A 25,740-nucleotide genomic window follows, 5' to 3' on the forward strand; every position below is an offset into this window, starting at 1 on the left:
GCAGGATACCTGTGCTCAGTGCGCAGGCAGTTGATCCCGGTAGCGTTGATAGGCGACCTCGTACTCGGCCTGTTGCGCCGGGCGGGGCAGGGTTCGGGTGCTTTCGTCGAGGGCGACGCAGCGTTTGCACAGGGTTTCGAGGCTGTCGCCCTGGCCCAGCTGGCGGCCGAGGCTCCAGGCGGCCTGGATCGCGGCGCCCAGGGCGGCGGCTTCGGTCTGTTGGGGGCATACCACCGGCAGGCCGAGCAGGTCGGCCAGTATCTGGCGACAAAGCGGGCTTTTCGCCGCGCCGCCGACCAGGCGGATTTCGCTGCCTTGCAGGCCGCTGGCAAGCAGCAGGTCGAGGCCGTAGCGCAGGCTGAAGCAGGTGCCTTCGAGCACGGCGCGGCAGAGGTTGGCGCGGGTCAGGTTGGCGCTGGTCATGCCGTGTAGGCTGGCCGTGGCTTCGGGTAATGCGGGCACGCGTTCGCCGTCGAAGAAGGGCAGCATCAGTAGGCCGTCGGCGCCGATCGGGGCTTGGGTGGCGAGCTCAGTGAACCGGTCGAGGTCGAGTTCCAGCAGGTCGCGCACCAGGGCGCAGGCGCTGGTGAGGTTCATGGTGCAGATCAATGGCAGCCAGCCGCCGCTGGAGGCGCAGAAGGTCGCCACTTCGCCCTGGGCGCTGACGTGGGGCTGGTCGGCGTGGGCGGCCAGGGTGCCGGAGGTGCCGAGGCTCAGGGTGATCATGCCGGGGGCGATATTGCCGGTGCCGATGGCGCCGAGCATGTTGTCGCCGCCGCCAGTGGCTACCCAGGTCTGTGGGCTCAGGCCGAGGGCAGTGGCGGCCTGTGCGCGCAGGGTGCCGATGCAATCGCCGGATTCGACCAGCTCAGGCAGCGCAGCCAAAAGACGCTCGCCCGGCTCGATGTGCTGAAGGACATCAGTCGCCCAGGCGCGGCGGCGCACATCGTAGTAGCCGGTGCCGGAGGTGTCGCCGGGCTCAGTGCAGACGCGACCAGTCAGCCAGTAATTCAGGTAGTCGTGGGGCAGCAGGATATGGGCGAGGCGGGCGAACAGTTCGGGATGTTGGTGCTGGGTCCACAGCAGCTTGGACAGGGTATAGCCTGGCGCGATCACCAGCCCGAGGCGTTCGAGCGAGCCCTGGGCGCCGCCGAGTGCATCGAGCAACTCCGCGTTCTCAGGCGCGCTTTCGGTGTCGCACCAGAGCTTGGCCGGCCGCAGCACCTGGCCTTGGGCGTCGAGCAGCACCAGGCCGTGTTGCTGGCCGGACACCGCCAGTGCGCGAATGGCCTGGCCATCCACACCGGCATCGCGCAACGCAGCGGACACCGCCGTGCGCAGGGCTTGCAGCCAGTCGGCCGGATCCTGCTCGCGCCGGCCATCGCGACCTTGGGGCGGCGCATGGGCGGCACTGCCCAGGCCCAGCACCTGGCCGCTGCCGGCGTCCAGCACCAGGGCCTTGGTGCCCTGGGTGCCGCAGTCGATGCCGAGGAACAGTCCGTCCATTTCGAAAGCCTCCGTCTCAGTCGCCGAGGACCTGGCGCAGGGTTTCACTCACGCCGACTTCGCGCAAGCTGTCGTACAGGCGCTCGAAGGCGCTGACGAAGGCTTTGGATGCGGGGATCGCCGTGCCGAAGATCGCCTCGTCGCCGAGCACCCGGGCAGCCAGGCCGTCGCGCTGCGCCACCCGGGCCTGGCAATCGGCGGCGCGGGGGTCGGGGATGCTGTAGCGGTTGCCGTGCTCGTCTTCGCCGCGCAGGTACAGGGCCCAGGCGGCCACCACCAGGGCCACGCGCTCCAGGGGCTTGCCGTCGGCGATCAGGCGGTTGGCGGTGGGCACGATGAACTTGGGGAATTTCGACGAGCCGTCGGAGCACACGCGCTCCAGCTGGTCGGCGATGGCGCGGTTGGCGAAGCGCTCGGTGAGGCTGTGCTTGTAGCGCGTCAGGTCGATGCCCGGTACCGGGGCCAGTTGCGGGGTGACGTCCTGGTCCATGAAGGTGCGCATGTAGCGCTGCAGCAGCGGGTCGGCGAGGGTTTCGTGGACGAAGCGGTAGCCTTGCAGAAAGCCCAGGTAGGTGAGGGCCAGGTGGCTGCCGTTGAGCAGCTTGATCTTCATTTCTTCATAGGGCGTGACGTCGTCGGTGAACTGCACGCCGACCTGTTCCCAGGCCGGGCGGCCGGCGACGAACCTGTCTTCCACCACCCATTGCAAAAACGGCTCGCACACCACCGGCCAGGCATCGTCGACGCCGTGGCGCTCGAGCAGCTGCTGGCGGTGGGTGGGGCTGGTCATCGGGGTGATGCGGTCGACCATGGCATTGGGGAAGCTGACGTGGCCGTCGATCCAGCGGGCCAGGTCGTGGTTCTGCAGGTGGGCGAAGGCCAGCAGGGCCTTGCGGGCGACGTCGCCGTTGTGCGGGAGATTGTCGCAGGACATCACCGTGAACGGCCCACTGCCGGCCTCGCGGCGGCGGCGCAGGGCTTCGCAGAGGAAGCCGAACACGCTCTGCGGGGCTTGCGGGTTGGCCAGGTCGTGCTGGATCTGCGGCAGGTCGGCGCGGAATTCGCCGGTGCTGTCGTCGATGCAGTAGCCGCCTTCGGTGATGGTCAGTGAGACGATGCGGATGGCGGGTTCGGCGAGCTTGGCCAGCAGCGCTTCGGCGCCGTCCTCGGCCAGCAGCATGCCGTTGATCGCGGCTATCACGCGGACCTGGGTGTCGGGTTGGTCACCCAGTTCAAACAGGGTGTAGAGGTGGTCTTGCGCGGCCAGGGCATCGCGCATGGCGCGGTCTTCGCGGCGCAGGCCGGCGCCGCAGATGGCCCAGTCGAGGCCTTCGCCCAGGTTCATCAGGGCGTCGGTGTAGGCGGCCTGGTGGGCGCGGTGGAAGCCGCCGACGCCGATGTGCACGATGCCCTGGCGCAATTGGCTTGGGTCGTAGCTGGGGCGGGCGACCGCCAGGCGGGGGAGGTTGTGTTGGTTGAGTTTCATCCTGAAGGTCCTTAGGCCGCCTGCTGCAGGCGCTTGTCGAGGGCTTGGCCGTTGCTGTCGAACAGGTGGCAGTGGGTGGGGTCGAAGGTCAGCTCCAGGGCCTCGCCGAAGGTCGGCGCGAAGTCGCCGCGCACGCGCACGGTGAGCATCTCGCCGGACGCGGCGCGCACATGGCAGTAGCTGTCGCTGCCGAGCCGCTCGCTGACATCGGCCGTCACCTGCAGCGACCCCGGCGCGCCCTGGCACACCGGGCTGATGCTCAGGTGCTCGGGCCTGATCCCCAGGGTCACCTGGCTGCGGGTATGCAGCTCGCCCGCGCACAGCGGCAGGGCGATGCGCGCACCACATTCGAGGGCGACCTCGCACTGGTTGCCCTGGTTACGGCTCAGGTGCCCACGCAGGAAGCCCATCTTCGGCGTGCCGAGAAACCCTGCGACAAACAGGTTGGCCGGATGGTGGTACAGCTCCAGCGGCGAGCCCACTTGCTCGACGCGCCCGCCGTTGAGTACCACCACCTTGTCGGCCAGGGTCATGGCCTCGACCTGGTCGTGGGTCACGTAGATCATCGTCGCGGCCAGCTCCTGGTGCAGCCGCGCCAGCTCCAGGCGCATCTGCACGCGCAGGGCGGCGTCGAGGTTGGACAGCGGTTCGTCGAACAGGAAGATCTTCGGGTTGCGCACAATGGCGCGGCCGATCGCCACCCGCTGGCGCTGGCCGCCGGAGAGCTGGCGCGGCTTGCGTTCGAGCAGCGGTTGCAGCTCAAGGATGCGCGCGGCGTTGTCGACCTTGGCGGTGACCTCGTGCTTGGCGACGCCGGCCAGGTCCAGGGCAAACGACAGGTTCTTGCGCACGGTCATGTGCGGGTACAGGGCGTAGGTCTGGAACACCATGGCCAGGTCGCGCTTGGCCGGGGCGGTGTCGGTGATGTCGGCGCCGTCGAGGGTGATGCTGCCGCTGCTGACCACCTCGAGGCCGGCGATCAGGCGCAGCAGGGTGGACTTGCCGCAGCCGGAGGGGCCGACGAACACCACGAACTCGCGGTCGCGCACGTCCAGGTCGATGCCCTTGATGATGGCGTGGCCATCGAAGCCTTTGTGCAGGTTGCGGATTTTCAGGTCAGCCATGGTGGGTGTCCTTGTCAGAGGCGAGAACAGAATTGGCGTGGGAATGGCGGGAAATCATTTCACGGCACCGAAGGAGAGCCCGCGCACCAGCTGCTTCTGGCTGATCCAGCCAAAGATCAGGATCGGCGCGCAGGCCAGGGTCGAGACGGCCGAGAGCTTGGCCCAGAACAACCCTTCGGGGCTGGAGTAGGAGGCCACCAGCGCGGTGAGCGGGGCGGCGGCGGACGAGGTCAGGTTCAGCGACCAGAACGCCTCGTTCCAGCACAGGATCAACGACAGCAGCAGGGTCGAGGCCAGCCCGCCGCGGGCGATCGGCAGCAGCACGCGGACGATCTCCTGCCAGGTGCCGGCGCCATCCAGGCGTGCCGCTTCGAGGATGTCCACGGGGATATCCTTGAAGTAGGTGTACACCATCCACACCACGATCGGCAGGTTGATCAGGGTGTAGACGATGACCAGCGCCAGGCGCGAATCGAGCAGGCCGAACTGCTTGGCCAGCAGGTAGATCGGCATCAAGACGCCCACCGGCGGCAACATCTTGGTCGACAGCATCCACAGCAGCGTGCGCTTGGTGTGGCGGGTTTCGAAGAAGGCCATCGAGTAGGCGGCCGGCACGGCGATAAGCATGCACAGCAGGGTCGCCGAGAACGAGATCAGTACCGAGTTCCAGGCGTAGGCGAAGTAGTCGCTGCGCTCGTTGATGTGCAGGTAGTTCTCCAGCGTCGGCGCGAAGATGAACTGCGGCGGCGTGGCGAAGGCGTCCAGCTCGGTCTTGAAGCTGGTCAGCAGCATCCAGAAAATCGGGAAGAAGATCACCAGGGCGATGGCCCAGCACAGCAGGCCGAGCAGGGCATTTTTCAGGGTGCGGGTTTGCTTGAGTGTCAGCATGGCGGGCTCCTCAGCTGCGCGCGGTGAGGTTCTTGCCGATCATGCGGACCAGCACGATGGCGGCGATATTGGCGATCAGCACGGCGATCAGGCCACCGGCCGAGGCCATGCCGACGTCGAACTGCAGCAGCGCCTGGTTGTAGATCAGGTAGGCGAGGTTGGTGGACTCGTATCCGGGGCCGCCGCTGGTGGTGGTGAAGATCTCGGCGAATACCGACAGCAGGAAGATGGTCTCGATCATCACCACCACGGCGATGGGCCGCGCCAGGTGCGGCAGGGTCAGGTGCCAGAAGATCGCCAAGGGGCCTGCGCCATCCAGGCGCGCGGCTTCCTTCTGTTCCAGATCCTGCGACTGCATGGCGGTCATCAGGATCAGGATGGCGAACGGTAGCCACTGCCAGGAGACGATCAGGATGATCGACAGCAGCGGGTAGTGCGCCAGCCAGTCCACCGGTTGCGCGCCGAACAGGCGCCACACGGCGGCGAGGATGCCCGACACCGGGTGGAAGATCAGGTTCTTCCACAGCAGCGCGCTGACCGTGGGCATGATGAAGAACGGCGAGATCAGCAGCACCCGCACCACGCCGCGGCCCCAGAACTCGCCGGCCTCCAGCAGCGCGGCGATCAGCACGCCGAGCACCACGCTGATCGCCAGCACGCTGCCGACCAAGGTCAGGGTATTCAGGGCGCCGGGCATGAAGCCGGCGTCGGTGACGAAGAAGGCGAAGTTCTCCAGGCCCACGAACTGGTTTTCGCCGGGGTACAGCAGGTTGTAGCGGATCAGCGAGAAATACAGGGTCATGCCCAGGGGCACGATCATCCACAACAGCAGCAGCGCCACCGAAGGGCTGACCAGGAACCAGCCGGGGCCGACGCGGCGTTTGCCGGGGCGTGCGGTGGCGAGGCTCGGGGTGTCGAGGGCCGATGTGTTCATGGCGACTCCGTGTGCAGCAAAAAGGGGCGGTCACCGCGCCGGGGTTCGGCGCGGTCGGGGGGCGTTGCGGGTTACTTGGGGTAACCGGCGCGCTTCATCTCGCGTTCGGTGGATTGCTGGGCCGAGGCCAGCACCTGGTCCACTTTCATCTGCCCGGTCAGCGCGGCGGCGAACAGCTTGCCGACCTGGGTGCCGATGGCCTGGAACTCGGGGATGGTCACCAGCTGGATGCCCACGTAGGGCACGGGCTTGAGGGTGGGGTGGTTGGGGTCGACGCGCTTGAGTGATTCGAGGGTGACCTTGGCGAATGGCGCGGCGGCCAGGTACGCGTCGTTGTAGGTCGAGGCGCGGGTGCCGGGCGGCACGTTGGCCACGCCTTCTTTCTCGGCCACCAGCTTGCCGTAGGCCTCGGAGGTGGCCCAGGTGGCGAACGTCCTGGCGGCGTCCTTGGATTTGGAACTGGTGGGGATCGCCAGTGCCCAGGAGTACAGCCAGGTGGCGCCCTTGTCGGTGACCTCCTTGGGCGCGAAGGTGAAGCCGACCTGGTCGGCGACCTTGCTCTGAGTCTTGTCGGTGACGAACGAGCCGGCGACGCTGGCATCGACCCACATCGCGCACTTGCCGCTGTTGAACAGCGCGAGGTTTTCGTTGAAGCCGTTGCTGGAGGCGCCGGGCGGGCCGTATTGCTTGAGGGTGTTCACATAGAAGTTCAGCGCGTTCTTCCACTCGCTGCCGCTGAACTCGGGTTGCCATTGCTCATCGAACCAGCGCGCGCCGAAGGCATTGGCCACGGTGCCGATCAGCGCCATGTTCTCGCCCCAACCGGCCTTGCCGCGCAGGCAGATGCCGTACTGGCCCTGATCGGGGTGGTTGAGCTTGGCGGCGAACTCGCCGAGCTGGGTCCAGGTGGGTTGCTCGGGCATGCTCAGCCCGGCTTGCTCGAACAGGTCCTTGCGGTAGTAGGTGATCGAGGCTTCGGCATAGAAGGGCAGGGCGTACAGCGTGCCGTTGGCCGACAGGCCGTTGCGCACCGAGGGGAACACGTCGTCGAGGTTGTAGTCGGCGGGCAGGTCAGTCATCGGCGCCAGCCAGCCCTTGGCACCCCACAGCGCGGCTTCGTACATGCCGATGGTCAGCACGTCGAACTGGCCGCCCTGGGTGGCGATATCGGTGGTCAGGCGCTGGCGCAGCACGTTCTCTTCAAGCACCACCCACTTGAGCTGGATGTCCGGGTGCTGCTGCTCGAACACCTTGGCCAGGCGCTGCATGCGGATCATGTCATTGTTGTTGACCGTGGCGATGGTCAGGGTGTCGGCGGCCTGGGCATGCAGCGGCAGGCTGAGGCAGGCGGCGGCCAGGCAGGCCTTGATCGAGTCGTTCATCAGTGAACTCCCTTATTGTTTTTGTATCGCTCGGCGCTGATTACACCCGTGCACGGCGACGCCGACAAAGCCTCGCCTGCACCTTGGCTGATACTTTTTTGCAGTGCTTGAACAGGGGCCGCTGCGCGCCCCATCGCCGACAAGCCGGCTCCCACGGGGATGGCGCTGGCTTGAAGGCGCTGCGGTCGGGGTAGGAGCCGGCTTGCCGGCGATGGGCTGCAAAGCAGCCTCAAGGCTCAGGCGCGGTTCTGCTCGGTCAGGCGCTGGGTCACCAGGCTGCGGTAGTCCGAAGGGGTCATGCCCTTGAGTTGCAGAAAGCGTCGGTTGAAGTTCGACAGGTTGCTGAAGCCCGATTCGAAGCACACCTCGGTCACCGGCAGTTCGCCCTTGGCCAGCAGCTCGCACGACTTGCTCACCCGCAGCCGGTTGACGAACTCGACGAAGCCGCGCCCGGCGGCCTGCTTGAAGAACCGCGAGAAGTAGGTCGGCGTCATGCCCAGGTGCTCGGCCACCTCGTTCTGGCTCAGGTCTTGGGCGTAGTGCTGGAAGATGTAGTCCACCGCCCGGTTGATACGCTCGACATTGTGTTCGTCTGCCAGTTGCGAAGAGGTGACGGTGGACAGCAGTTGGTAGTCATCGCAGGCGGCGAGCTGTTCCATGAGGATAAAAAAGTATCCCAGGCGGGTCATGCCGCGGCTGTCGGCGATACGTTGCAGCAGCTGGCGGCTCTCGTTTATCAGTGCCGGGTCGCGGAACTCGATGCCATAGCGTGCCCGGGCCAGCAGCGGAGCCAGCTGGGTGAGCTCGGCGAACACCTGGCTGCCGTCCTCGAGTACCTCGTCAGTGAAGTTGACCAGCATGTCGCGCTTGCCCACCACTTCGTCGGGGCCGACCTGGCTGATCCAGTTGTGCGGCAGGTTGGGGCCGGTGAGGAACAGGGTGTCGGGAGCGAAGTTGCCGATGTAGTCGCCGATGAACACCTTGCCGGCGCTGGCGACGATCAGGTGCAGCTCGTATTCCTTGTGGAAATGCCAGCGCACCAGCGGGCTGGGGAAGCCATGCTGGCGGTAGATCAGCGAGGCGCCTTCATGGTCGTCCATCAGTTCGTAGGACGGGTCAGTGACTTTGCTTGTTCTGGGCATGGCAGTGGCTGGGCCTGGCGGGGCGAGGTGACATCCTAGCCTGAAGTGGCGGAGCAGGGCAGAGCAGAAAGCTGTAGGCGTATGCGCTGCGACCGTCCCATGCGGGTGCTTGTTCAAGGCGGATTTTGTAGGTCCTACAGCCATTCTTCCGCTGTTCGTGTAGTCCATTTCCTAAAGGTAGCTTTTCCACCTGCCGGGCCGTTGTAGCGAGTGGGTAGGCCCTTTAGTCTCGCCCTGCTCGTCGTGTTTCGCCGTTCGGGGTTGGCCGGGCCTTTGGGCAGAACACCGTGCAAGGATCGTGCGGTTTGGCCCGTTGGCGCCAGACGATGAAACGCGGCGGGCTCTTTCATTTTTTCGGGGGTGGGGTCATGGACAAGGACGAACAAGCAAAGGGCAAAGACGTACTGAACATCGTTAGCCTGGTTGGCCGTACCCGGCGTCGGTCGGTACGCGACTGGGTGCAGGCTGTACCGGGGTTGCCGACGGCCGAGGTGTTGCAGGAAACGTCGATCATTCTGGGCTGCATCACCGCGCTCACGCAGCAGGCGTTGAGCAAGCCGAAAGAGGCGCAGACGCTTATGCGGGCAACGTATTACCTCAGCGGGATCGCCAAGGCGATGATTGATGGGCAGCTGCCGGTGAGCGAGGGGAAGGGCGACAGTTGAGCCGCGCTGTCAGCGCAATAGCCGCTTTCGAGCAGTCGAAAGCGGCTAACTGTTTGGCGGCAGGTGTGGCGATCAACCGTGCAATCAACTCAGCCCGGCTAACCGTTTGATCTGCTCGGCAAAGTCTTTCTCGGCAATCTTCACCTCCACCAGTACTGGCCGCTGCACAACCATCAGCAGCTGCGGCAGCAAGCGTTCCAGCTCGTCCACCGTTTCCACCCGATACCCCAGCGCGCCATAGCCGCAGGCCAGCGCTGTATAGTCCAGCGCGGGCAAGGTGTCGAACGGCGCGAATTCACCTTCTGGCGTGAACGCATCAGGGTCGACGAAGGCCTGCTCGATCGCATACACCTGGTTGCTCATCACGAACACCACCGCATTGACCTTATTGCGCGCCAGTGCTGCCAGCGACTGGCTGACCATCATGAACCCGCCATCGCCGGCCACTACCACCGGGCGCCGGCCGCTGCCCAGCGCCACGCCAAGGGCGCAGCCGGTCTCGTGGCCGAGCGAGCCCCAGATGGCATCGGAGATGAAACTGCCGCGGGGCATGCCGTTGATGTTGCTGGCCACATACAGCGACGAGCTTTCACCGAGGATCAGCGTGCTGGTCTGCCAGAGGCGATGCTCGTGGGCGAAGTTCACCAGGCTGTCGAAAAAGCTCGCATAACTCAGCGCGCTGGGCACCGCGCCGCTGCCCAGCAGCGGGCGCGAGGCGGCCAGGGCGGTGCCAGGGCGGGGGAACTGGGTATCCACCTTCAGGGCCTTGAGCAGGGCCTCGACATAGTCGGGCAGGCGCACGTTGGGGTAGTAGTCGGCGCCGGCGCGGGCCAGTTCGCAGTTGACCTGGACGATTTCGCCATAGCGGGCCTTGAGCAGGTCCAGGTAGTCGTCGGTGAAGATCACGCCAATGGCCAGGATGCAGTCGCAGGCATCCACCCGGGCCGAGGTTTCCGGGCGGGAGGCGGGGCCGGCATAGGTGCCGATGAATGGCGCCTGGCTTTCGTCGAGCACGGTCTTGGCGTCGAGGGTGGTGGAGAAGGGCAGGCCGCAACTGTCGATCAGGCGTTGCACGGCGTCCTGCAAACCGTAGCGAATGATCTCCACCCCCAGCAGCACCAGCGGCTGGCGCGCCGTGGCCAGGCGTTGCACGCTGGCCTCGACCAGGCTTTGCAAAGCCTGGGGGTTGGACGGGCGCGGGGCGGGGGTCAATTGGCCGTGGGGGCGACTGACCTCGGCGCCCCAGATGTCCTGATAGGCCTCCAGGTAGATGGGCTGGCGGTGGGTGAGCGCCGCGATCAGCGCGTTGTCGATCTGCCACGGCGCGCGGTGCGGATCGGACAGTATCTCGCAGGCCACGGTCACCTGCTCCAGCACGTTGCGGTCGGCCTCGAAGTTGCCGGTGGAGTGGTGGAACAACACGTTCTGGGCATTGGCCTTGAGGCGGTCGCTGGTGGAGGGGCTGGCGGAGATCACCACCACCGGGTTGCGCTCCACGTAGGCCCCGGCGATGGCGTTAACTGCGCTGAAAGTGCCCACCCCGTACTGCAGCGACACCGCGCCCAGTCCGTGCACCCGGGCGTAGCCGTCAGCGCTGTAGGCGGCGCCCATCTCGTAGATTTCGCCCACGGCATCGATGCCGTCGAAGGCGTCCAGCGCGCTCATGAACCTGGAGCAATAATCCCCAGGCACCTGGAACACCTTGTCCAGGCCCAGCTCCTTGAGCCGGGTCAGCAGGTAGTCGGCCACGGTAAAAGTGCTCATGGCTTGACCCCCGCGCAGATGGCCTGGGTGATAGCTTCGAGCACCTGCGGCGCGTGGCTGGGCATGGGCGGGGTGGCGTAGTCGATCTCTTCCGGTGCCGGGGTCGGCAGCAGCTGGTAGCTGGCCGGCAGCCAGTTGGGGCGCGGCAGTTCGAAGAACTCCTGCAAGGCGGACTCGGCGGTGGTCAGCGCGCCCTCGACCCAACCCTGGCCATAGGAATACGCCTCGCCGACGATGAACACCTGCTGGTCCTTAACCGGGTGGCGCATCTTCTGGATGATCAGGTCCAGGCGGTAGTTGGCCTTCCACTCGTGCCAGCCGCCACCGTAGGGGTCGGCGTCCCAGGCGTGGTACACGGCGCTGTAGGGCGCCGGCAGCTCGACCTGGGCGTGCAGCTGGGTGACCTGGCGCTGGGCGATGCGCACCATCTCGTCGCTGATCTGGAACTGCGTGCGCGGCACCACCGCGTCATTGGCGATGCGCCCTTCGAGGCTGCGCGGGGTGTAGCCGGTGAATTCGGGGCCGTCTTCGAGTCCTTTCCAGAACGGCACGGTGCCGATGTCGTTGTAGGAGGCCATCAGCAGCGAGTTGAAGGTGTTTTCGCCACCGGCCTGATCGCACTCGGTGCCCATGTAGTAGCACTGGCGGATCGGCAGGTCGGTGACCGAACGCCCGGCCACCAGGCCCAGGTTGCGCCACCAGGGTTGCTCATAGGCCAGGAACAGCTTGAACGCCGACTGCACCAGCACCGAGCCGAGGTTGTCCTTGAGCCACGGGTCGTCGAACAGCGGCGAGTCGATCAGCTCCAGCGCGCGGCGCGGCAGGGCGAGGATCACCTGGCGGGCGTGGACGATGTCCTCGCCTTCGAGGTCGTGGGTCTTGCCGTTGACGGTCTCGGTGTGGCGCAGGTGCAGGCGGTAGGGGTACTCGGTGTCATCGCTGTAGCTCAGGGCGGCCAGGCGGCGGTTCATCTGGATGCGCTGGTCGGCGGGCACCAGGCCGCCGGCCTGTTCGCTGAAGCGCTGGGCCAGGGTCAGCGGCAGGCTCTGAAAGCCATCCTTGAGCGTGCGGAACACGGTGGCGTCGCTGTATTCGGTGGCGGGCAGCTGGGTCACGGCGCTGGCGTTGGCGACGTTGGCCTCGTAGCCGCCGGCGTCCTTCATGAACTGGTAGCCCTCGTTGCTCAGCACGCGGTAGAGCAGGTCCCAGAAACCGTAGCGCCAGATCGGCTTGCCGAATACCTGTACCTGCATCTGCTCGGCCAGGCTCAGCTTGTCGAACCCGGGATAGATGCTGTTCATCACGTTGACCTGGAGGTCTTCGGGGTTGTAGCCGCGCTCGGTCCAGCCCAGGTCGTAGGGAATCTTGTGCGGCGCCTCGACGAAATCGCGGAAACGGAAGCGCTGGCCGCGCAGGTAGAACAGGTTGTCCTGGGCGCCGATGGGCGCGTCCTTGGGCAGTTCGTTGCCCATGGGGAAGTCCTTGCTCGGCAGGCCCAGGTGCTGCACCAGGGTGTCGACCATGACATGGCCGTCGGCGCCGGGCATGTAGCGCATGCCGCCCACCTCGGCGACCACATTGGGCAAGCCGGGCAGCTTGACGCTGAACAGCCGCCCGCCGATGCGGTCGCCATATTCGAACAACTGGATACGCAGGCTGTCGCCATGGGCCTGTTGCAGGCGCCAGGCGCTGTAGGTACCGGAGACACCGCCGCCGATGATGGCGACGTCCAAGGGTTGGGGCTGGCTCATCGCAAATTCCCTTTTGTTGTTGTGGGCAAGGAATCCATGTGACGAGCCAGTATTGTCGAGGTTTGGCGGAATGCCAGTTTGCCATCATCGAATTTATGGATGGCCGTTAATCGCGTGATTGCAGGTCTGTATAGGTGAGTTCTGGCGGGGGCTGCCAGCAACCATTCAGACTTCCGACTGTACCTTCAGGAACTCGTCGACCCAGGGTGTGATATCGATCCCATCGGAGGTGGCGAGCAACGCTGGGCTGATGCGCCAGTGCAGGTTGCCATTACCCGGCACGGCCACTCGCTGGATCAGTTGCAGGTCCTCCAGTACGGCTGCCAGTTTGCTGGTGTCGGGTGGGTTGCGGCCGGTGGTTGCGAAGTAGGCATGTCCCAGGCCAAGCGCAGCACTAGGCTGGCGAGCCTTCACGGCATGATTGGCCAAGGGAAAAGGTGCCCCCTTCAGGTTTGCGCGCAAGTATTCAAGCGTGGCGTTGATCGTTGCGATTGGAAACAGCCGCCCTGGCTGGGTTCTGACGCCCTTGGAGGTAATGCGGTAATGAAAATTCACCCTGTGGCCTTTTGTCAGGCATTCATGCCAGTCGTCACCCAAGGTCGTCATTGCGCAGCGGCGTTTTACCGTCGGCGCGGGTAGGGCACTGGCGCATGTCGGCAAGTCGTAGCCGATCATGAACAACGCAGCCTCTACAGCGCGCAATCGTGTTTGTCCAGGCAAGGCTGCGAACTGGCTGGTCTGCGCTTTTGCGTGCGCCAGCACCGCTTCGAGAAGCCAACTTGCGCGCATGTTCCATTTCGCGTGTAACACCCCGGATTTCAAGGACTGGAAGATCAGCCCCGCAGTGGAAGGGTTGCGCCATTTCGGATTGGCGGCGTCCGGCGCGTTCTTTGCCGGTGCCCAGGGGAAGTCCAGTGCCGCCGGGACCGTTGTCAGTTGCCTGTCCTGACAGAACAAGGTCACTGCCCATCCCAACGCCGCGGCCACACGGCTGTCGTAGATGATCAGGCTTCGGCAGAGCAACGAATACACCTTGGTCATCCCTGCATTGAAACGCAGCGAGTGCGCAAGGGTGTCGATGTTTCCCGAGTCCAGCGCATTGCGCACCTCGATCAGCGTCTTTGCCAGGCCTGTCTGATTGGTGTGCAGCCAGAGCACATTGCCCGCCTGCACACCGCCCCAGCCCATCACTCCAGTGGTCGCGGCGCAGGCAGCAGCATCGTCTGGTAGTGGGGTAAGTGCGTGTTGCAAGGCGCTTTTCCACTTGTCGAGGTCGACCGCATTGTCATCGAAGGTGGTGCCCGTCGACGCGGGCCAGGTGTACTGGCAGTAGGCGTCATGAAGACTCGCGCACTGCCAGGGGCCGGTACGGCGGTTGTGGTAGCGGTGGGAGAGAGTGTCGTTGTCCAGGTTGCCGGCCAGCCAGTCAACGAATTGCTCGACTACGGGAAGTTTCAGGTAAGTGGTTGCAAGCATCTTGTGCTCCATGTCATCAGTTGAGCGTGTGCTGACGACTAGTTTGCGTCGCCAATGATTCGAGGGGGCGGGCTGCATGGCTTTGGGCTCTGTACGAAATGCATCTGCACTCGCCCATACTGCGTTGAAACGGGGGCCGGAGTGCTCATGTACTCCCAGTACACTCCGCTTCTTCCCCCGTTTCGCCTTGGCTGGCCTTCGCGCAGACACGTTCGTAAAGACCCTAGCGGTGTCCGGGCTGGCCGATACGACGTAGTGGACTGTAGAATCTTCTTCTGATCCTGGCATAGAGCGGGAGGCAGAGCAGGCAAAGGACGAGCAGCCATCCAGGGGCCAGCACGGAAAGACTCAGGGACAGGGTCATAAGGTAGAGGGCTGCAGTCAATGCTCCGAAAATGACAGGAACAAACGGCAGTGGTTTGTTTTGCGCCAGGATGTAGGCCAGTGAATAGGCCACGGCTGCCATTACCCATGAGATCGCGAATCCAGCCACGATAGCGCTGCGCATGCTGTCTACCGGTCCGCTGGGTGTGCAGGTCAATCGGGACGTCAGCCATGTCGCCAAGGCGATGACCGGAGCGCTCACCAGCACGTAGCTGGACAAGTACCGCAACAGATCCAACAGCTTCATGAATGGCAGTCGTTCAAGCTGTTCTTCCTCCTCTCTGCTGCGTGTCGCCGTGACAGCAGCCGTCACCAGGCCTGCTCCCAGACCGCCCAAGGTCATTGCAGCGAAGCTCAGCATGAATCCAGTGAGGTCGATGGTGATCTTGTCATGAAAGATGTCGGTTTCGGCAGCGTTGATCTGCTCTCGCCTCAACGCGGCTTCTTCGGCATTCAGTGGTGGGGTCTTGAAGGCTTCGTGGAGTCGTTCGAGATGCGTCTGGCGGTAGGTTAGGTGCTCCTTGGTCTTCAGACCCGTTGAGACGGTACTGAAACTGATGATGATGGCCCCCGCCGTGGCGACGATAAAACCCATGAACTGGCCACGTGTCGTACGCAGTTTCATAGGGATGATCGTTGCGATGGCGAAAAAGAGCATCCACATTACGAGGGTGCCGGTGAAGGGGATTTGCTGCAGGTTTTCCACGGTCCAATGAGCGGGGATGAAATGGGACCTGATAGCCAGTCCCAGTGTTTCAAAAGCGTTTGATGCCACTGTGTTGCTCCGTGCCGTTGCCTGTATCGCTGACTGGGGAGACGTTGCGTTGATGCTGTCTCGAGCGGGTCTCTGGCGGGTTCAAGTGCCAGGACGGGATGGTATCGTTTTGGCATCATTTGTCACTGGTAGGTTGTCTTCGTTATCAGGGCGCCCGGACGGGGAAGGCTGGTAAGCATCCTGATCAGGCTCGCGCCACAAGCTCAAACTCGGCGCAATGCTGTAGCCAGCGTGAAAGTCATCATCACGGCAATGGTCATCGCCAGGCTGATGGTCACGGCAACTCCCAACCGCTCCAGCAACCCCGCCATCGCCAGATAAAACGCAATCACCCCCACCGCCCCAATCGCATTGCCCCGCACCATCGCTGCCATCCCGGCGCGGCCGCCCTGTACATGGGCGAACACCACCAACGGCCAGGCAATTACCGGGATCGGCGCCAACATCCCGCTGGTCGCCGGCCCCAGCCAACTGGCCAGGCTGGTGGTGAGCATCAGCAGCGCGGTGGCGGACACCATGCGCAGGGGGATCTCCCAATAGCGGTGCCGAGGCCGGGCAAGCGTATCTGGCCTGGGCTCGCGGCCGCTGGCGCGGATCAGCACGCCGATCAGCAGCAGCGCCACGCCGACCGAAAGGTAAAGCCCACCCCAGTGAGTGAAGGCGTAGGCCGCCAGGCCATAGAACAGGATCGCCAGGGATACCGCCGCAGTGATGCTGACCCTACGCGTGGCGAACAAGTAGAAGGTGTAGGTGGCTTGCACCGCGGCCAGGCCGCCCAACGCACCCGGCACCGCGCCCAGGGCGAACGCGCTGCCCTGTTCCAGGCACAGGAAGGTCATCACCAGGGCCGAGGTGATCGGCAGGCCGGACAGCAAGCCGCCGAGCAGGCCTCCCCAGCGCCGTGAGGCGAGAGAGATGGCCCACATCAGCAGCGGGGTGACGAGGAGTTTCAGGTAGAAGAGGGTCATTGCGCGCGGTTCCGGTCCTGCAAGAGGCGCCCGCCGTCGGTATCAGGTGGGGCGCGGGTGGATCAGCCGCGACTGGCTTCCAGGGCCTGGGCAAGGTCGGCGATGATGTCGTCGCTGTGCTCGATACCTATCGACAGGCGCACCATGTCCCGTGGTACGCCGGCTTTTTCCAGCTCTTCATCGTTCAACTGGCGGTGGGTGGTGGAGGCAGGATGGCAGGCCAGCGACTTGGCGTCGCCGATATTCACCAGGCGCACCACCAATTGCAGCGCATCGATGAAGCGGGCCCCGGCCGCTTGGCCACCCTTGATGCCGAACGAGAGGATCGACGCCGGTTTGCCACTGGTATAGCGCTGGGCCAGGGCATGTTCGGGGTGGTCCGGCAGGCCTGCGTACTTCACCCAGGCCACCTGGTCGTGTTCCTGCAGGAAGCGGGCAACCTTGAACGCATTCTCGGTATGGCGCTCCATGCGCAGGGCCAGGGTCTCCAAGCCTTGCAGGATCAGGAAGGCATTGAACGGCGACAGCGCGGCACCGGTGTTGCGCAGCGGCACCACGCGGCAGCGGCCGATGAAGGCGGCAGGGCCGAAAGCTTCGGTGTAGGTGACGCCGTGGTAGGACGGGTCGGGGGTATTGAGCAGGGCGAAACGTTGCTTGTGATCGGCCCAGGGGAATTTGCCCGAGTCGATGACGATGCCGCCGATGCTGGTGCCGTGGCCGCCGATGTACTTGGTCAGCGAGTGCACGACGATATCGGCGCCGTGTTCGAACGGGCGGCAGAGGATAGGCGTGGCCACGGTGTTGTCGACGATAAGCGGCACGCCGTGGCGGTGGGCGGCCTCCGCCAGCGCGGCAATATCGACGATGTTGCCGGCAGGGTTGCCGATGGACTCGCAGAACACCGCCTTGGTGCGATCATCAATCAGTGCCTCGAGGGCGGCGATGTCGTCGTGGGCGGCGAAGCGGGTGGTGATGCCCTGGCGCGGCAGGGTGTGCGCCAGCAGGTTGTAGGTACCGCCGTACAGCTTGGCCACCGAGACGATGTTGTCGCCGGCTTCTGCCACGGTCTGGATGGCGTAGGTGATGGCGGCCATGCCCGAGGCCACCGCAAGCGCACCCACCCCGCCTTCAAGGGCGGCCATGCGCTGTTCGAGCACATCGTTGGTGGGGTTCATGATGCGCGAGTAGATGTTCCCGGCCACCTTGAGGTCGAACAGGTCGGCCCCGTGCTGGGTGTCGTCGAAGGCGAACGAGGTGGTCTGGTAGATCGGCACGGCCACCGCCTTGGTGGTCGGGTCGGGGCTGAAGCCCGCGTGGATGGCGAGTGTTTCCAGCTTCATGCGGTCATTCCTTGAGCGTGGGGTGGAAGCGGACGAGCATGGAGTCATGGCGACACGGCGGTCAAGGGGCGAGCCTCCCGAGACCGCTGTCAGCGGTTGTCAGGCGGGCGCGTTGATCGTTACCGGCTGTCTGTTGAGCAGTGGCAGCCAATGCATGACATCCCGCAAGTGCAGGCGTGTAGACCAATCGTGGTAGTCGCCAATCACATAAAGCCGGCGTTTGGCGCGGGTAGCCGCCACGTTGAGCAGGTTTGGCTGTTCAACGGCCCAGTCGCGAGCACCGCGTTGCTCGCTGTTGCCGCCAAGCACGAGGATGACGACGGCGGCCTCCTTGCCTTGCATGGTGTGGATCGTGCCGTGCACCATCTTCTCTGGAAGGCGGCCCTTGAGCTGGTTGCGCACGTCCTGGAATGGCGTGATCACGGCGATATCAGAGCGCTTCACACCGTCGACATCGAGCTTGGCAAGCAGGCGTTCGAGCGCAATGCCTTCATTCTCTACCCAATTGCCACTTGAAGGGCCGGCCACATGAATCCACCCCGTGGGCAGGCTGGCGGGCGTTTCCTTGTCTGGGCTAGGGGTAAGCGTGCCGTATACCATGGCATTGTCGTAGGCGATGAGGTTGGCCAGATCAAACATAGGTTTGTCACAGCGGCGGTGCACCACCAGAGGTAGGCCTATCCAGCGCTTTCCAGCCCTGGGGCCGGCCATGCGTCCCCAAGAGGTGCCGAGGTCGGCCAGGCCTTGGGCGCTGTAGCGATTGGGCAGCCAGTGCGCGTTCACCTGATACTTGTTGCGCATGTATTCAAGGACCGCGTCGGAAACAGTGACGATAGGCTTGAGCTGCAAGGGGTCGCCAACCAGTACCGCCCTGCGTGAGCGCCACAAGGCGCCGACCGTTGCCTGTGGCGTGGCCTGCCCGGCTTCATCCACCAGCAACCAGCCGATCTCGCCGCAGCCGAAGCTGCCGAACGAACGCGCGAAGGAAGCAAAAGTGCTGCTCAGTACCGGTACCAGCATGAACAGCGATGCCCAAGCGCAGCGCAGGGCGTTCGGTGACATCCCGGCGAAATGGCCGTTGCAGATCACGCTGGTAATGAAATCGAGGTTGGCCTTCAGGCGAGTGGGCTCGAGTTCGTAGAAAGTGCGGTGCAGCGCCAGCGCTTCGATGAACACGTTGGCCCTGGCCTGCCGCCAGCCGTCAAGCATCCAGGGTTCGCGCAGTTCGGTGCTGGCGCTGCGATCGAGTTCGCCACGCTCAAGCCAAGTCAGCAAGTGCCTGGCCTCGCCAGCAAGGGCAAGGCTGCGGGTAGTTTCGATCTGCGTGGTAGCCAGATCTATGGCTTGGGCGATGGCTTGTTCGTCCTGCGCCAGTTGTTGAGCCGCTGCGTCTCGGCGTGCGCACAGCTCTTGGACCTGGCGCTCGGCACTGGCGAATGCTTCGCGTGCCAGGGCGTGGCCGCTGTCCAGTAGCCGCTGTCGTGCGGCCCAGGCTCGACGGGCACCCCAGAGGCTCAGCAGGCTGGCCAATAGGCCGGGTTTTTCTGCACTGTGTGCGGTAATCGCCTGCAGCGCCTGGCGCAATTGTTCACGGGCCGGTTGTAGCGTGCTGCTTTCGACTTCGCGTTGCCGATCGGAAAGCGAGCGAAGCGCTTCGACGTGAGTCTGGCGAGCCTGTTCAGCCTGTTTGACCTGCTGGCGGGCAGCGACTACGGCATCGATTTGTGTGAGTAACCTGTCGAGCTGGGCGCGAGCAGCCTGCTCCGCCTGAGTAGCCTGGCGATAGCGGGCAATAGCGCTCTGCCAGACCCTGGCTTTTTCGGTGGTCGTCAGTGCCTTGCTGCGCGGTATGCGCTCGTTCAACCAGGCTGTCATGCCCTGCACAGGAGGCAGCTCGGGAGAGGGGGGCTGTGGTGCAGGTGCGCTCGAAGCGCCGAGGCCATCCATGTCGTCGTTGTCGTCCTCAAGCTCTGCGGCTTCGACGGGGAGCCCCGCCTTCGACGTCTTTGCAGGGCGCCTGCCATCAAGAAGACGTTCCACGAACTGCTTGCGCTTGGCCTTGCTGCCCAGCGCGGCGGAGACCAGCCCCCAGGCTGGCTGGCCGCTGACTAGCCCTCCCAGTTCGCTGAAATACGCGGCTTGCGGCAGCCAGGAGGCATCGATCTTGTCCTGCTGTGGCAGCTCGAGCGTGATGTTCTCGACGGCGCCATTGTTCGAGGAGGCGACGACGATTTCGAACCCCAGCAGGTCTGGATGCAGCGCGTAGGTCGTTCGGCAGGTGCCTCCGTCGCTGGCTACCTCTCGGCCATCCTGCAGGAAGGCGTCGGAGGCTTTTTCGAATGACGCCAGTACGTCCGCTCGTTCGGTGACGACTGCTGCGATCAGGTCTCGCAACAGAGTGGTCTTGCCAGTGCCAGGCGGGCCATTGATCCCCATCAGCCCATGGCTGTCTCCCAGGGTCTCGAGCAGGCTGTTGATCGCCACTTGTTGTGAGTGAACCAAGCCCAGATGGCGGTCTGCCGGCCAGCAACCCTTGGGATAGCGAGCGGGGGCCAGGCATCGAATCAAGGGCAGGTCGGCATCGCGGCTATCCAGATGCAAGCGCGGTTCGCTGTGTTGCTCTGTCAGGTAACGTGCCAGTGGCGGGCTGACGTGGCCCTGATCAAGTGCGCTAGCTACCTTGACCAGGTCGTCGAGCAGGAAACTGTTAAGGGGATCGTCTTCCTGCTCGGGTTGCTTCGGATCGACCGGCTGGGAGCGGAAGCGATGCTGACGGTTCTGGGCACCGAAGAACTCGTCCAGCCCGAGATGATGTCGAACCTGCCAGGTCATTTCTTCCAGGGCGTCAGCGCTCACCACGCCACCGAGCAGGCGCTTGCTGTCCTCGCGCAAAGCGTTCTGCGTGTCTTCGAAGCCCGATGTCCAGTCTCGCTTGTGGATAGCGCAGCCAAGGAACCATGCTTCGCTGGACAGTACGAAGCTGTCGACGACCATCTGCCCCAACTCGTCGAATTTCAGCGAGAACAGAGCCGACTCTCTGGTTTGCGGCTCTTTGTAGCCTTGATCCGCACCGTACAGCGCTTCGAGTCGGCGAGCGACGTGCAGGCTGTCGTAGAGATGGGCGTAAAGCGTGTGACTCCAGACCCGCTTGTTTGGCAGCCGCTGTCGACCCAGCACGTTCGTCGCTGACCAGGGGAGCGAGCGGGCGGTGATCGGCAGGTCCTGGAAGAATGGTTCGTAATCCTTGTTACGCTTCTTTTTCTTCGGGGCGGCCTGCGGCTGCAGGAGCTCGACGGCGTGCCAATAACGCACGATGCTTGAAGAGTTCATCAACATCCTTGTCAGCGATTTGTTTGGCTTTGCGCCAAGCGATGGTGGTTCAAAGTGAGTGGCGGTAGTTTCAGCGCTTGAAGGCATCCGCAGCAATGAACAGGCGTCCCGCCTGCTTGCGCGGATGCTCAGGCTGGCCGCAAGCTTAGCGTGTATTGGTAGCCATATGATATTGGTAGTGGCTTTACGCTAAGGTCGGTGGTCACTGAGCGGGGCGCTGCAAGCGTGTCGTTTCCTCTTCGAGGTAGCCGATCAGCGCCGCCACTTCTGTTTCCCCCAATCGCATGTTGGGCATCGCCAGTTGGTTGTACTGCGCGAACAGCAGCATCGCCAAGGGGTCTTTCTCCGCGAGCATCTGGTCGGGCTCCATCAGCCAGCGCTTGAGCCAAGCCTCTTCACGCTGCCGGGTCACCCCGAGCAGGTCCGGGCCGATGCCATGGGTGGCTCCAGGCTCGGCGTCTCCCAGGGTGTGGCACGACGAGCAGCGGGTCCTGAACAGTTGCTCGCCTGTGCTGGGCGGGCGGATGTCGGGGGCCTGGGTGTAGTCGCGGTGTTGGGCGCTGGCGGTTTTCCAGTTGTGCAGGCTGTTGGCCAGGCGGTCGGCGAGGATGTACGGGCTTTCGAAGGGCGAGGCCTTCATCCAGCGGCCGGTGGCCTGGTTGCCGATGATCAGGCTGAGGTTGTGGTCCTTGCTGCGGCCATTCTCCAGGCCCTCGATGTACAGGCCCAGGCTGCGTCGCAGTTGTTCGATGTCGGCGGCCTCGCCGGTGAGGAGTGTCCAGCCCGGGCCGATAGCGAATTTCTCGGCGTAGCGTTTGAGGGTGGCAGGGGTGTCGTTGTAGGGGTCGATGCTGATCGAGTAGATGAAGATGTCCTGGCCGACGCGTTCGCCCAGCAGCTTCTGTACCTGGCGCAGGCGCGCGGTTTCCACCGGGCAGGAGTCGCCGCAGCCGGTGAAGATGAAGTTGATGGCCACCACCTTGTCCTTGATCAGGTCGTCGAAGAAGCGCACCTGTTGGCCGTCCTGGGTGAGCAGGGGGATGTTGGGGAAGTAATCGGCGCCCCAGGGGGTGTCGGGGTCAGCGCTGGCGCTGGTCGGGGGCAGGGCGCAAGGCAGGCTGAGGATGATCAGCAGGGGGAGCAGCAGACGCCAGGTGTGGGGCATGGTCTTACCCTCTTGGATATCTGATGGGGCCTGCGATGCAGGCCATCGCTGGCAAGCCAGCTCCCACATGTACAGCGCCGATCACAAGGCATGCGCAATACCTGTGGGAGCCGGCTTGTCGTGGCGACGAACCGCGGCGAAAGGGGCGCAGCGCGCCCCCGGCCTTCTTTCACTTGATGCTCAACGGTACCGTCACACTCTGCCCCAGCGCCGATTTGACCGTTACCGCCGGTGGCGAGACCGGGCCGCTGCCGGTGGTGGTCACCGACAATTTCCAGCGCGCCCCGGAACCGCTGGCGCTCAACGTGGCCAGGCCCAGGTCGAGCGGCCCGCTGGTGGTGTTGCTGGTCACCCGGATGCTGTTGCCGGCAGCCACCGAGGTGGTGCCCGAAACCTCCCAGGTCCAGCGGTTGTTGCTGCGCAACTGCACCGAAGCGCTGCTGACCTGGATCTCGTCCATTGGCACTGCGGGCGAAACCGCGATGTTTACCGTAGCCGGGGCCAGCGACTCGAGGCCCTTGGCGTCGCGTGCGGCGTAGGTGAAGCTGGCGGTGAATCCCGTGGTCACGGTGGCCGGTGGGGTGTAGGTGATCTGGGTGCCGTTGCTGGCGACCGTGCCCTGGCCGGAGTCGGGCTGGGCCAGGCTGCTGACGCTCAGCGGCACGTTGCCGTCGGGGTCGGTGTCGTTGGCCAGCACGTTGAGCACGATCGGCTTGCCGGCCATGGTCGCGGCGCTGTCGTTGACCGCCACCGGCGGCTTGTTGCTGTCGTTGCCCGAGCCACTGCTCGAGGTGCGGAAGGTCGGCAGGGCGGCGGAATTGACGTATTCCACGCCATCCCAACCAGGCAGCGGCGTTGGCATCATCTGGAACTGGCCGGGGTGTTCCAGGTCCCAGCGCAGCAGCATCGAGGTGTCTTCGTGCTGGGTGTTGTGGCAGTGCTCCATGTAGGTGCCGGCGAACTCGCGAAAGCGAATGGCCATTTCCACTTCTTCCGACGAATCAGCGTCCGGGCCGATGCGATAGACGTCCTTGCGCGCCCATTTTTCCCATTCCGGCGGCGCCTTGCCGTCACGGCTGAGGATCACCCCTTCCTCGAAATGCACGTGCACCGGGTGGCTCCAGCCATTGCCGCCGTTCTTGATCTTCCACACCTCGAGGGTGCCGTCGCCGCTGAAACCGCCGTCGGTGGCTTCGTTGGCCAGTTGCGGAGCGGCGCCGATGCGGCGTGGGTCCATGCTGTAGCCGAAGCCACCGTCGGTCTTGATGGTCCAGGGCGCGCTGTCGGTGCCGTCGGAGCGGCCGAAGATGAACTCTCGGTGGCGGGCGGCCTTGATCTTGACCTGGTCGCTGGCGCTATTGCGGTTGATCGGCAGGGGAATCATCACCAGGCCGGCAGCCTTGCCGGGCTTGGCCGGTTCATACAGGCTCGGGTCCATGCTCAGGTCCTGGCCGGTGTAGGGCTGCACGATCAGTTGCATGAACTTGCCGACCACCGGGTCGCCGCCATCCCATTCCGGGCCCTTGCTGGTCTGCTTGATCACGGCCTTGTATTTTTGCGACAGCACGTCGGCCAAGGCGATGGCCTGTTTCGGACCTTTGCCGGTGTCGTGTTCCATGAGGTTGACGAAGTACAGCTTGTCGCCGACCTTGATCCCGTTCTTGGCGAAATTGATGATGATGTCGTAGCGCTCGGCGATGCCCTGCAGCGGCAGGATGGCGTTGTTGTCCTGCAAGTTGCCGTCGCCGTTGAGGTCGAGGGTGCCGTCGAACGGCACCGCGTGTTCCATGATGTTGCCGTCGTTGGCGATCATGTGGAACGGCACGCGGGCATAGGAGACGTTGGAGCCGCTCGGGCCTTTGAACTCGCCAGCGTTGCCGGCGATTTCACGGACCACGGCGAACTTGAAATAGCGCGACACCGAGCCGTTGAGAATGCGGAAGCGATAGCTGCGCGCGCGCACCTTGAGCTTGGGCTGGTACTGCCAGTTGACCAGGATCTGGTCGCCGAGGAAGCCGTCGGTGTTGAACGGGTTGAACCACAACTGGCCGTTGGCGTCCCAGGCCTTGTCGGCGATCACCAGGTTGACGTCGTAGTCACGGTTGCCCCACGGCATCGCCGCGCCGCTGGGGAAACGCAGGTTGACGCCATCCTCCAGGGCCTCGTTGCCACGGTCGATGGCCGAGTAGTAGTTCATCATCACCGCGTTGCCCTTGTAGACGTTCTGCGCGGTGAAATCGAGCATGTGGTCGTGGAACCAGTGGGTGCTCATGGTCTCGCGCCAGTCGCCGCGGATCTTGATGCTGCCGTTCTCGCAGGTCTTGAGGCCCGGGGAGGCATCGTTGACGTACAGGGTTTCGCCCGGCGCGCAGGGGAAGGCGGCGCGCGGGTCCTGGGCGCGGGTGTTGATGGTGTCGTAGCCGGCCAGCTGGATCGGCCAGCGGTAGTCATAGTACTGGCCGGGGAAGAAGTAGGCGTTGGCGAAGCCGTCGCTCTCGGCCGGCGAATGGCCGTTGTGCTCGTGGGTGGAGATGGTGTGCAGGCCGAAACCGTTGTTGGCCGAGAGGTCGATCGGCAGGGCGTTGTAGTGGCGCATCAGCACCGGCTGGCCATAGCGCACCATCAGCAGCTTGACCGGGAATGTGCCGTCGAAGGTCCACAGTGCCTTGTGGCCCTGCAGGGGCATCTTCGGGTGGAAGCGGGTATCGATGCCCTTGGTGGTGCCGAGGGTGGTGGGGATGTCGGAGGTCTGGTAGTACAGCCCGCCCGGGGCGAACTCGCCCTTGGCATAGTTGTGCAACTGCTTGCGGTCGCGCAGGCCCTGGTTGATGCGCGCCCCGGCCTGGGCGGTCTTGAACGCGGCCTGGGGGTAGAACTCGTTCCAGCGCTGGTGCGACCAGCCCTTTCCTGGCGGTCGGCCTTCGGCGGGCGAGCCGACCCCGGTGCGGTTGAGGAACATCTCGATCTGCGCCTTCCACGGGTTGCGGTCGAGTACGTTGGCGTACTGTGACGGGAACGGTGTCAGCCCTGGCTGGGTGAGGAAGGCCTCCAGGGCGTTGCCGTTGGGGCTGCTGCGCGCCACATAATCCGGATCCTGCGCGGGCGCGGCACCGATTACGGGGGGCGGGAAGGTGAGGGTGTAGGGCGCAGTGGCCGGGTCGAGTTTCTCCGGGCCGAATTCTTCGAACAGCAGCAACTGCTGGGTGAAGGGCTCGGCGCCGAACAAGGGGCTGGGTTTGCCGTTCGTGGGATAGTTGCGTGAAGTCTGCTGCGCGGGGGGCAGGGCATTGTTGCTGGTCACCGTGGCGCGGGTGCCGTAGACCCCGTCGGTCAATTCGAGCGAGCCCTCGTTGGCTTCCGGCATGCTCTTCAAGGTCTCCAGCGCCGCCGCCTGGGCCAGCGGATCGGCGGCTGGGTCACTGAAGGCGGACGGATCGGTGGGCGGCGGTTGGCTCACGTCGTCGAGCGACCCGGCGAACACGTTGGCCAGCCCCAGGCTGAGCAGCAGCGCCGTGATGGCGGACAACCTGAACACTTGGGTCGATGTTGCAGTTGAATTCTTCATTACCGTATGCCCCGTGTTGTACAGGCTGGCATCTATTGCCACTTTCAGTGAGTGGCGATGTGCCCTGTAGAGGGGGCCAGCAACGGCTGTGCCAA

17 protein-coding genes are annotated in these 25,740 nt (G+C 64.5%); 1 reads left to right on the forward strand and 16 read right to left on the reverse strand.

Features of this window, described 5'->3' with window-relative positions; translation table 11 throughout:
- Positions 1-15: 15 nt before the first annotated feature.
- The 7 genes from xylB to R5C80_RS03625 form a co-directional block, all read right to left on the reverse strand.
- A complete protein-coding gene (gene xylB, locus R5C80_RS03595; protein ID WP_319049809.1) occupies positions 16-1,506 on the reverse strand; it encodes a xylulokinase in 1,491 nt (496 codons plus the stop codon).
- A gap of 16 nt (positions 1,507-1,522) precedes the next feature.
- The gene (locus R5C80_RS03600) at positions 1,523-2,992 is read right to left on the reverse strand and encodes a mannitol dehydrogenase family protein (RefSeq protein ID WP_319049810.1); all 1,470 of its coding nucleotides are present in this window, start codon (positions 2,990-2,992) and stop codon (positions 1,523-1,525) included.
- A gap of 11 nt (positions 2,993-3,003) precedes the next feature.
- Complete coding sequence (locus R5C80_RS03605; protein WP_319049811.1) at positions 3,004-4,116, reverse strand: sn-glycerol-3-phosphate ABC transporter ATP-binding protein UgpC; 1,113 nt, start codon at positions 4,114-4,116, stop codon at positions 3,004-3,006.
- A gap of 54 nt (positions 4,117-4,170) precedes the next feature.
- On the reverse strand, positions 4,171-5,004 hold the full coding sequence (locus R5C80_RS03610; RefSeq protein ID WP_046856056.1) for a carbohydrate ABC transporter permease: 834 nt from the start codon (positions 5,002-5,004) through the stop codon (positions 4,171-4,173).
- A gap of 10 nt (positions 5,005-5,014) precedes the next feature.
- Positions 5,015-5,938: a carbohydrate ABC transporter permease gene (locus R5C80_RS03615; RefSeq protein ID WP_038705865.1), complete on the reverse strand. Its 924-nt coding sequence runs from the start codon at positions 5,936-5,938 to the stop codon at positions 5,015-5,017.
- Between the two features lie 71 nt (positions 5,939-6,009).
- A complete protein-coding gene (locus R5C80_RS03620; RefSeq protein WP_094010387.1) occupies positions 6,010-7,320 on the reverse strand; it encodes an ABC transporter substrate-binding protein in 1,311 nt (436 codons plus the stop codon).
- Between the two features lie 236 nt (positions 7,321-7,556).
- Entirely contained in the window at positions 7,557-8,462 is a 906-nt protein-coding gene (locus R5C80_RS03625; protein WP_023629779.1) for an AraC family transcriptional regulator, read from the reverse strand.
- A gap of 368 nt (positions 8,463-8,830) precedes the next feature.
- On the opposite strand from R5C80_RS03625, the gene R5C80_RS03630 reads away from it, so the two are divergent.
- The gene (locus R5C80_RS03630; RefSeq protein WP_181425919.1) at positions 8,831-9,127 is read left to right on the forward strand and encodes a DUF3077 domain-containing protein; all 297 of its coding nucleotides are present in this window, start codon (positions 8,831-8,833) and stop codon (positions 9,125-9,127) included.
- A gap of 84 nt (positions 9,128-9,211) precedes the next feature.
- Here R5C80_RS03630 and R5C80_RS03635 read toward each other — a convergent pair whose 3' ends face one another.
- The 9 genes from R5C80_RS03635 to R5C80_RS03675 all read right to left on the reverse strand — a co-directional run bounded on the left by R5C80_RS03635 (position 9,212) and on the right by R5C80_RS03675 (position 25,645).
- The gene (locus R5C80_RS03635) at positions 9,212-10,891 is read right to left on the reverse strand and encodes an alpha-keto acid decarboxylase family protein (RefSeq protein WP_094010384.1); all 1,680 of its coding nucleotides are present in this window, start codon (positions 10,889-10,891) and stop codon (positions 9,212-9,214) included.
- Positions 10,888-12,642 (reverse strand): flavin monoamine oxidase family protein, encoded by a 1,755-nt coding sequence (locus R5C80_RS03640; protein ID WP_110605676.1) that lies wholly within the window; start codon positions 12,640-12,642, stop codon positions 10,888-10,890. The genes R5C80_RS03635 and R5C80_RS03640 overlap by 4 nt, the downstream gene beginning before the upstream one ends.
- A 165-nt stretch (positions 12,643-12,807) precedes the next feature.
- On the reverse strand, positions 12,808-14,118 hold the full coding sequence (locus R5C80_RS03645; RefSeq protein ID WP_181425918.1) for a hypothetical protein: 1,311 nt from the start codon (positions 14,116-14,118) through the stop codon (positions 12,808-12,810).
- A gap of 223 nt (positions 14,119-14,341) precedes the next feature.
- Complete coding sequence (locus R5C80_RS03650) at positions 14,342-15,208, reverse strand: hypothetical protein (protein WP_319049812.1); 867 nt, start codon at positions 15,206-15,208, stop codon at positions 14,342-14,344.
- A 272-nt stretch (positions 15,209-15,480) separates the two neighbouring features.
- Positions 15,481-16,245: a hypothetical protein gene (locus R5C80_RS03655; protein WP_263158473.1), complete on the reverse strand. Its 765-nt coding sequence runs from the start codon at positions 16,243-16,245 to the stop codon at positions 15,481-15,483.
- A 62-nt stretch (positions 16,246-16,307) separates the two neighbouring features.
- On the reverse strand, positions 16,308-17,585 hold the full coding sequence (locus R5C80_RS03660) for a bifunctional O-acetylhomoserine aminocarboxypropyltransferase/cysteine synthase (protein WP_023629910.1): 1,278 nt from the start codon (positions 17,583-17,585) through the stop codon (positions 16,308-16,310).
- A 99-nt stretch (positions 17,586-17,684) separates the two neighbouring features.
- Positions 17,685-20,915 carry a DEAD/DEAH box helicase gene (locus R5C80_RS03665; protein ID WP_319049813.1) on the reverse strand — a complete coding sequence of 1,077 codons (3,231 nt, stop codon included), beginning with the start codon at positions 20,913-20,915 and terminating at the stop codon, positions 17,685-17,687.
- Positions 20,916-21,117: 202 nt separating this feature from the next.
- Positions 21,118-22,080 carry an SCO family protein gene (locus R5C80_RS03670; protein ID WP_023629912.1) on the reverse strand — a complete coding sequence of 321 codons (963 nt, stop codon included), beginning with the start codon at positions 22,078-22,080 and terminating at the stop codon, positions 21,118-21,120.
- A 169-nt stretch (positions 22,081-22,249) separates the two neighbouring features.
- On the reverse strand, positions 22,250-25,645 hold the full coding sequence (locus R5C80_RS03675; RefSeq protein ID WP_319049814.1) for an Ig-like domain-containing protein: 3,396 nt from the start codon (positions 25,643-25,645) through the stop codon (positions 22,250-22,252).
- Between the last annotated feature and the right edge of the window lie 95 nt (positions 25,646-25,740).

This window comes from Pseudomonas sp. On1 (assembly GCF_033783325.1).

Bases quoted from the DNA above. Each gene is read 5' to 3' on its own strand.
- R5C80_RS03665 (WP_319049813.1), bottom strand. From the start codon at position 20,915: ATGAACTCTTCAAGCATCGTGCGTTATTGGCACGCCGTCGAGCTCCTG.
- R5C80_RS03625 (WP_023629779.1), bottom strand. From the start codon at position 8,462: ATGCCCAGAACAAGCAAAGTCACTGACCCGTCCTACGAACTGATGGAC.
- R5C80_RS03645 (WP_181425918.1), bottom strand. From the start codon at position 14,118: ATGCTTGCAACCACTTACCTGAAACTTCCCGTAGTCGAGCAATTCGTT.
- R5C80_RS03630 (WP_181425919.1), top strand. From the start codon at position 8,831: ATGGACAAGGACGAACAAGCAAAGGGCAAAGACGTACTGAACATCGTT.
- R5C80_RS03610 (WP_046856056.1), bottom strand. From the start codon at position 5,004: ATGCTGACACTCAAGCAAACCCGCACCCTGAAAAATGCCCTGCTCGGC.
- R5C80_RS03660 (WP_023629910.1), bottom strand. From the start codon at position 17,585: ATGAAGCTGGAAACACTCGCCATCCACGCGGGCTTCAGCCCCGACCCG.
- R5C80_RS03605 (WP_319049811.1), bottom strand. From the start codon at position 4,116: ATGGCTGACCTGAAAATCCGCAACCTGCACAAAGGCTTCGATGGCCAC.
- R5C80_RS03640 (WP_110605676.1), bottom strand. From the start codon at position 12,642: ATGAGCCAGCCCCAACCCTTGGACGTCGCCATCATCGGCGGCGGTGTC.
- R5C80_RS03615 (WP_038705865.1), bottom strand. From the start codon at position 5,938: ATGAACACATCGGCCCTCGACACCCCGAGCCTCGCCACCGCACGCCCC.
- R5C80_RS03620 (WP_094010387.1), bottom strand. From the start codon at position 7,320: ATGAACGACTCGATCAAGGCCTGCCTGGCCGCCGCCTGCCTCAGCCTG.
- R5C80_RS03675 (WP_319049814.1), bottom strand. From the start codon at position 25,645: ATGAAGAATTCAACTGCAACATCGACCCAAGTGTTCAGGTTGTCCGCC.
- R5C80_RS03600 (WP_319049810.1), bottom strand. From the start codon at position 2,992: ATGAAACTCAACCAACACAACCTCCCCCGCCTGGCGGTCGCCCGCCCC.
- xylB (WP_319049809.1), bottom strand. From the start codon at position 1,506: ATGGACGGACTGTTCCTCGGCATCGACTGCGGCACCCAGGGCACCAAG.
- R5C80_RS03655 (WP_263158473.1), bottom strand. From the start codon at position 16,245: ATGACCCTCTTCTACCTGAAACTCCTCGTCACCCCGCTGCTGATGTGG.
- R5C80_RS03635 (WP_094010384.1), bottom strand. From the start codon at position 10,891: ATGAGCACTTTTACCGTGGCCGACTACCTGCTGACCCGGCTCAAGGAG.
- R5C80_RS03670 (WP_023629912.1), bottom strand. From the start codon at position 22,080: ATGCCCCACACCTGGCGTCTGCTGCTCCCCCTGCTGATCATCCTCAGC.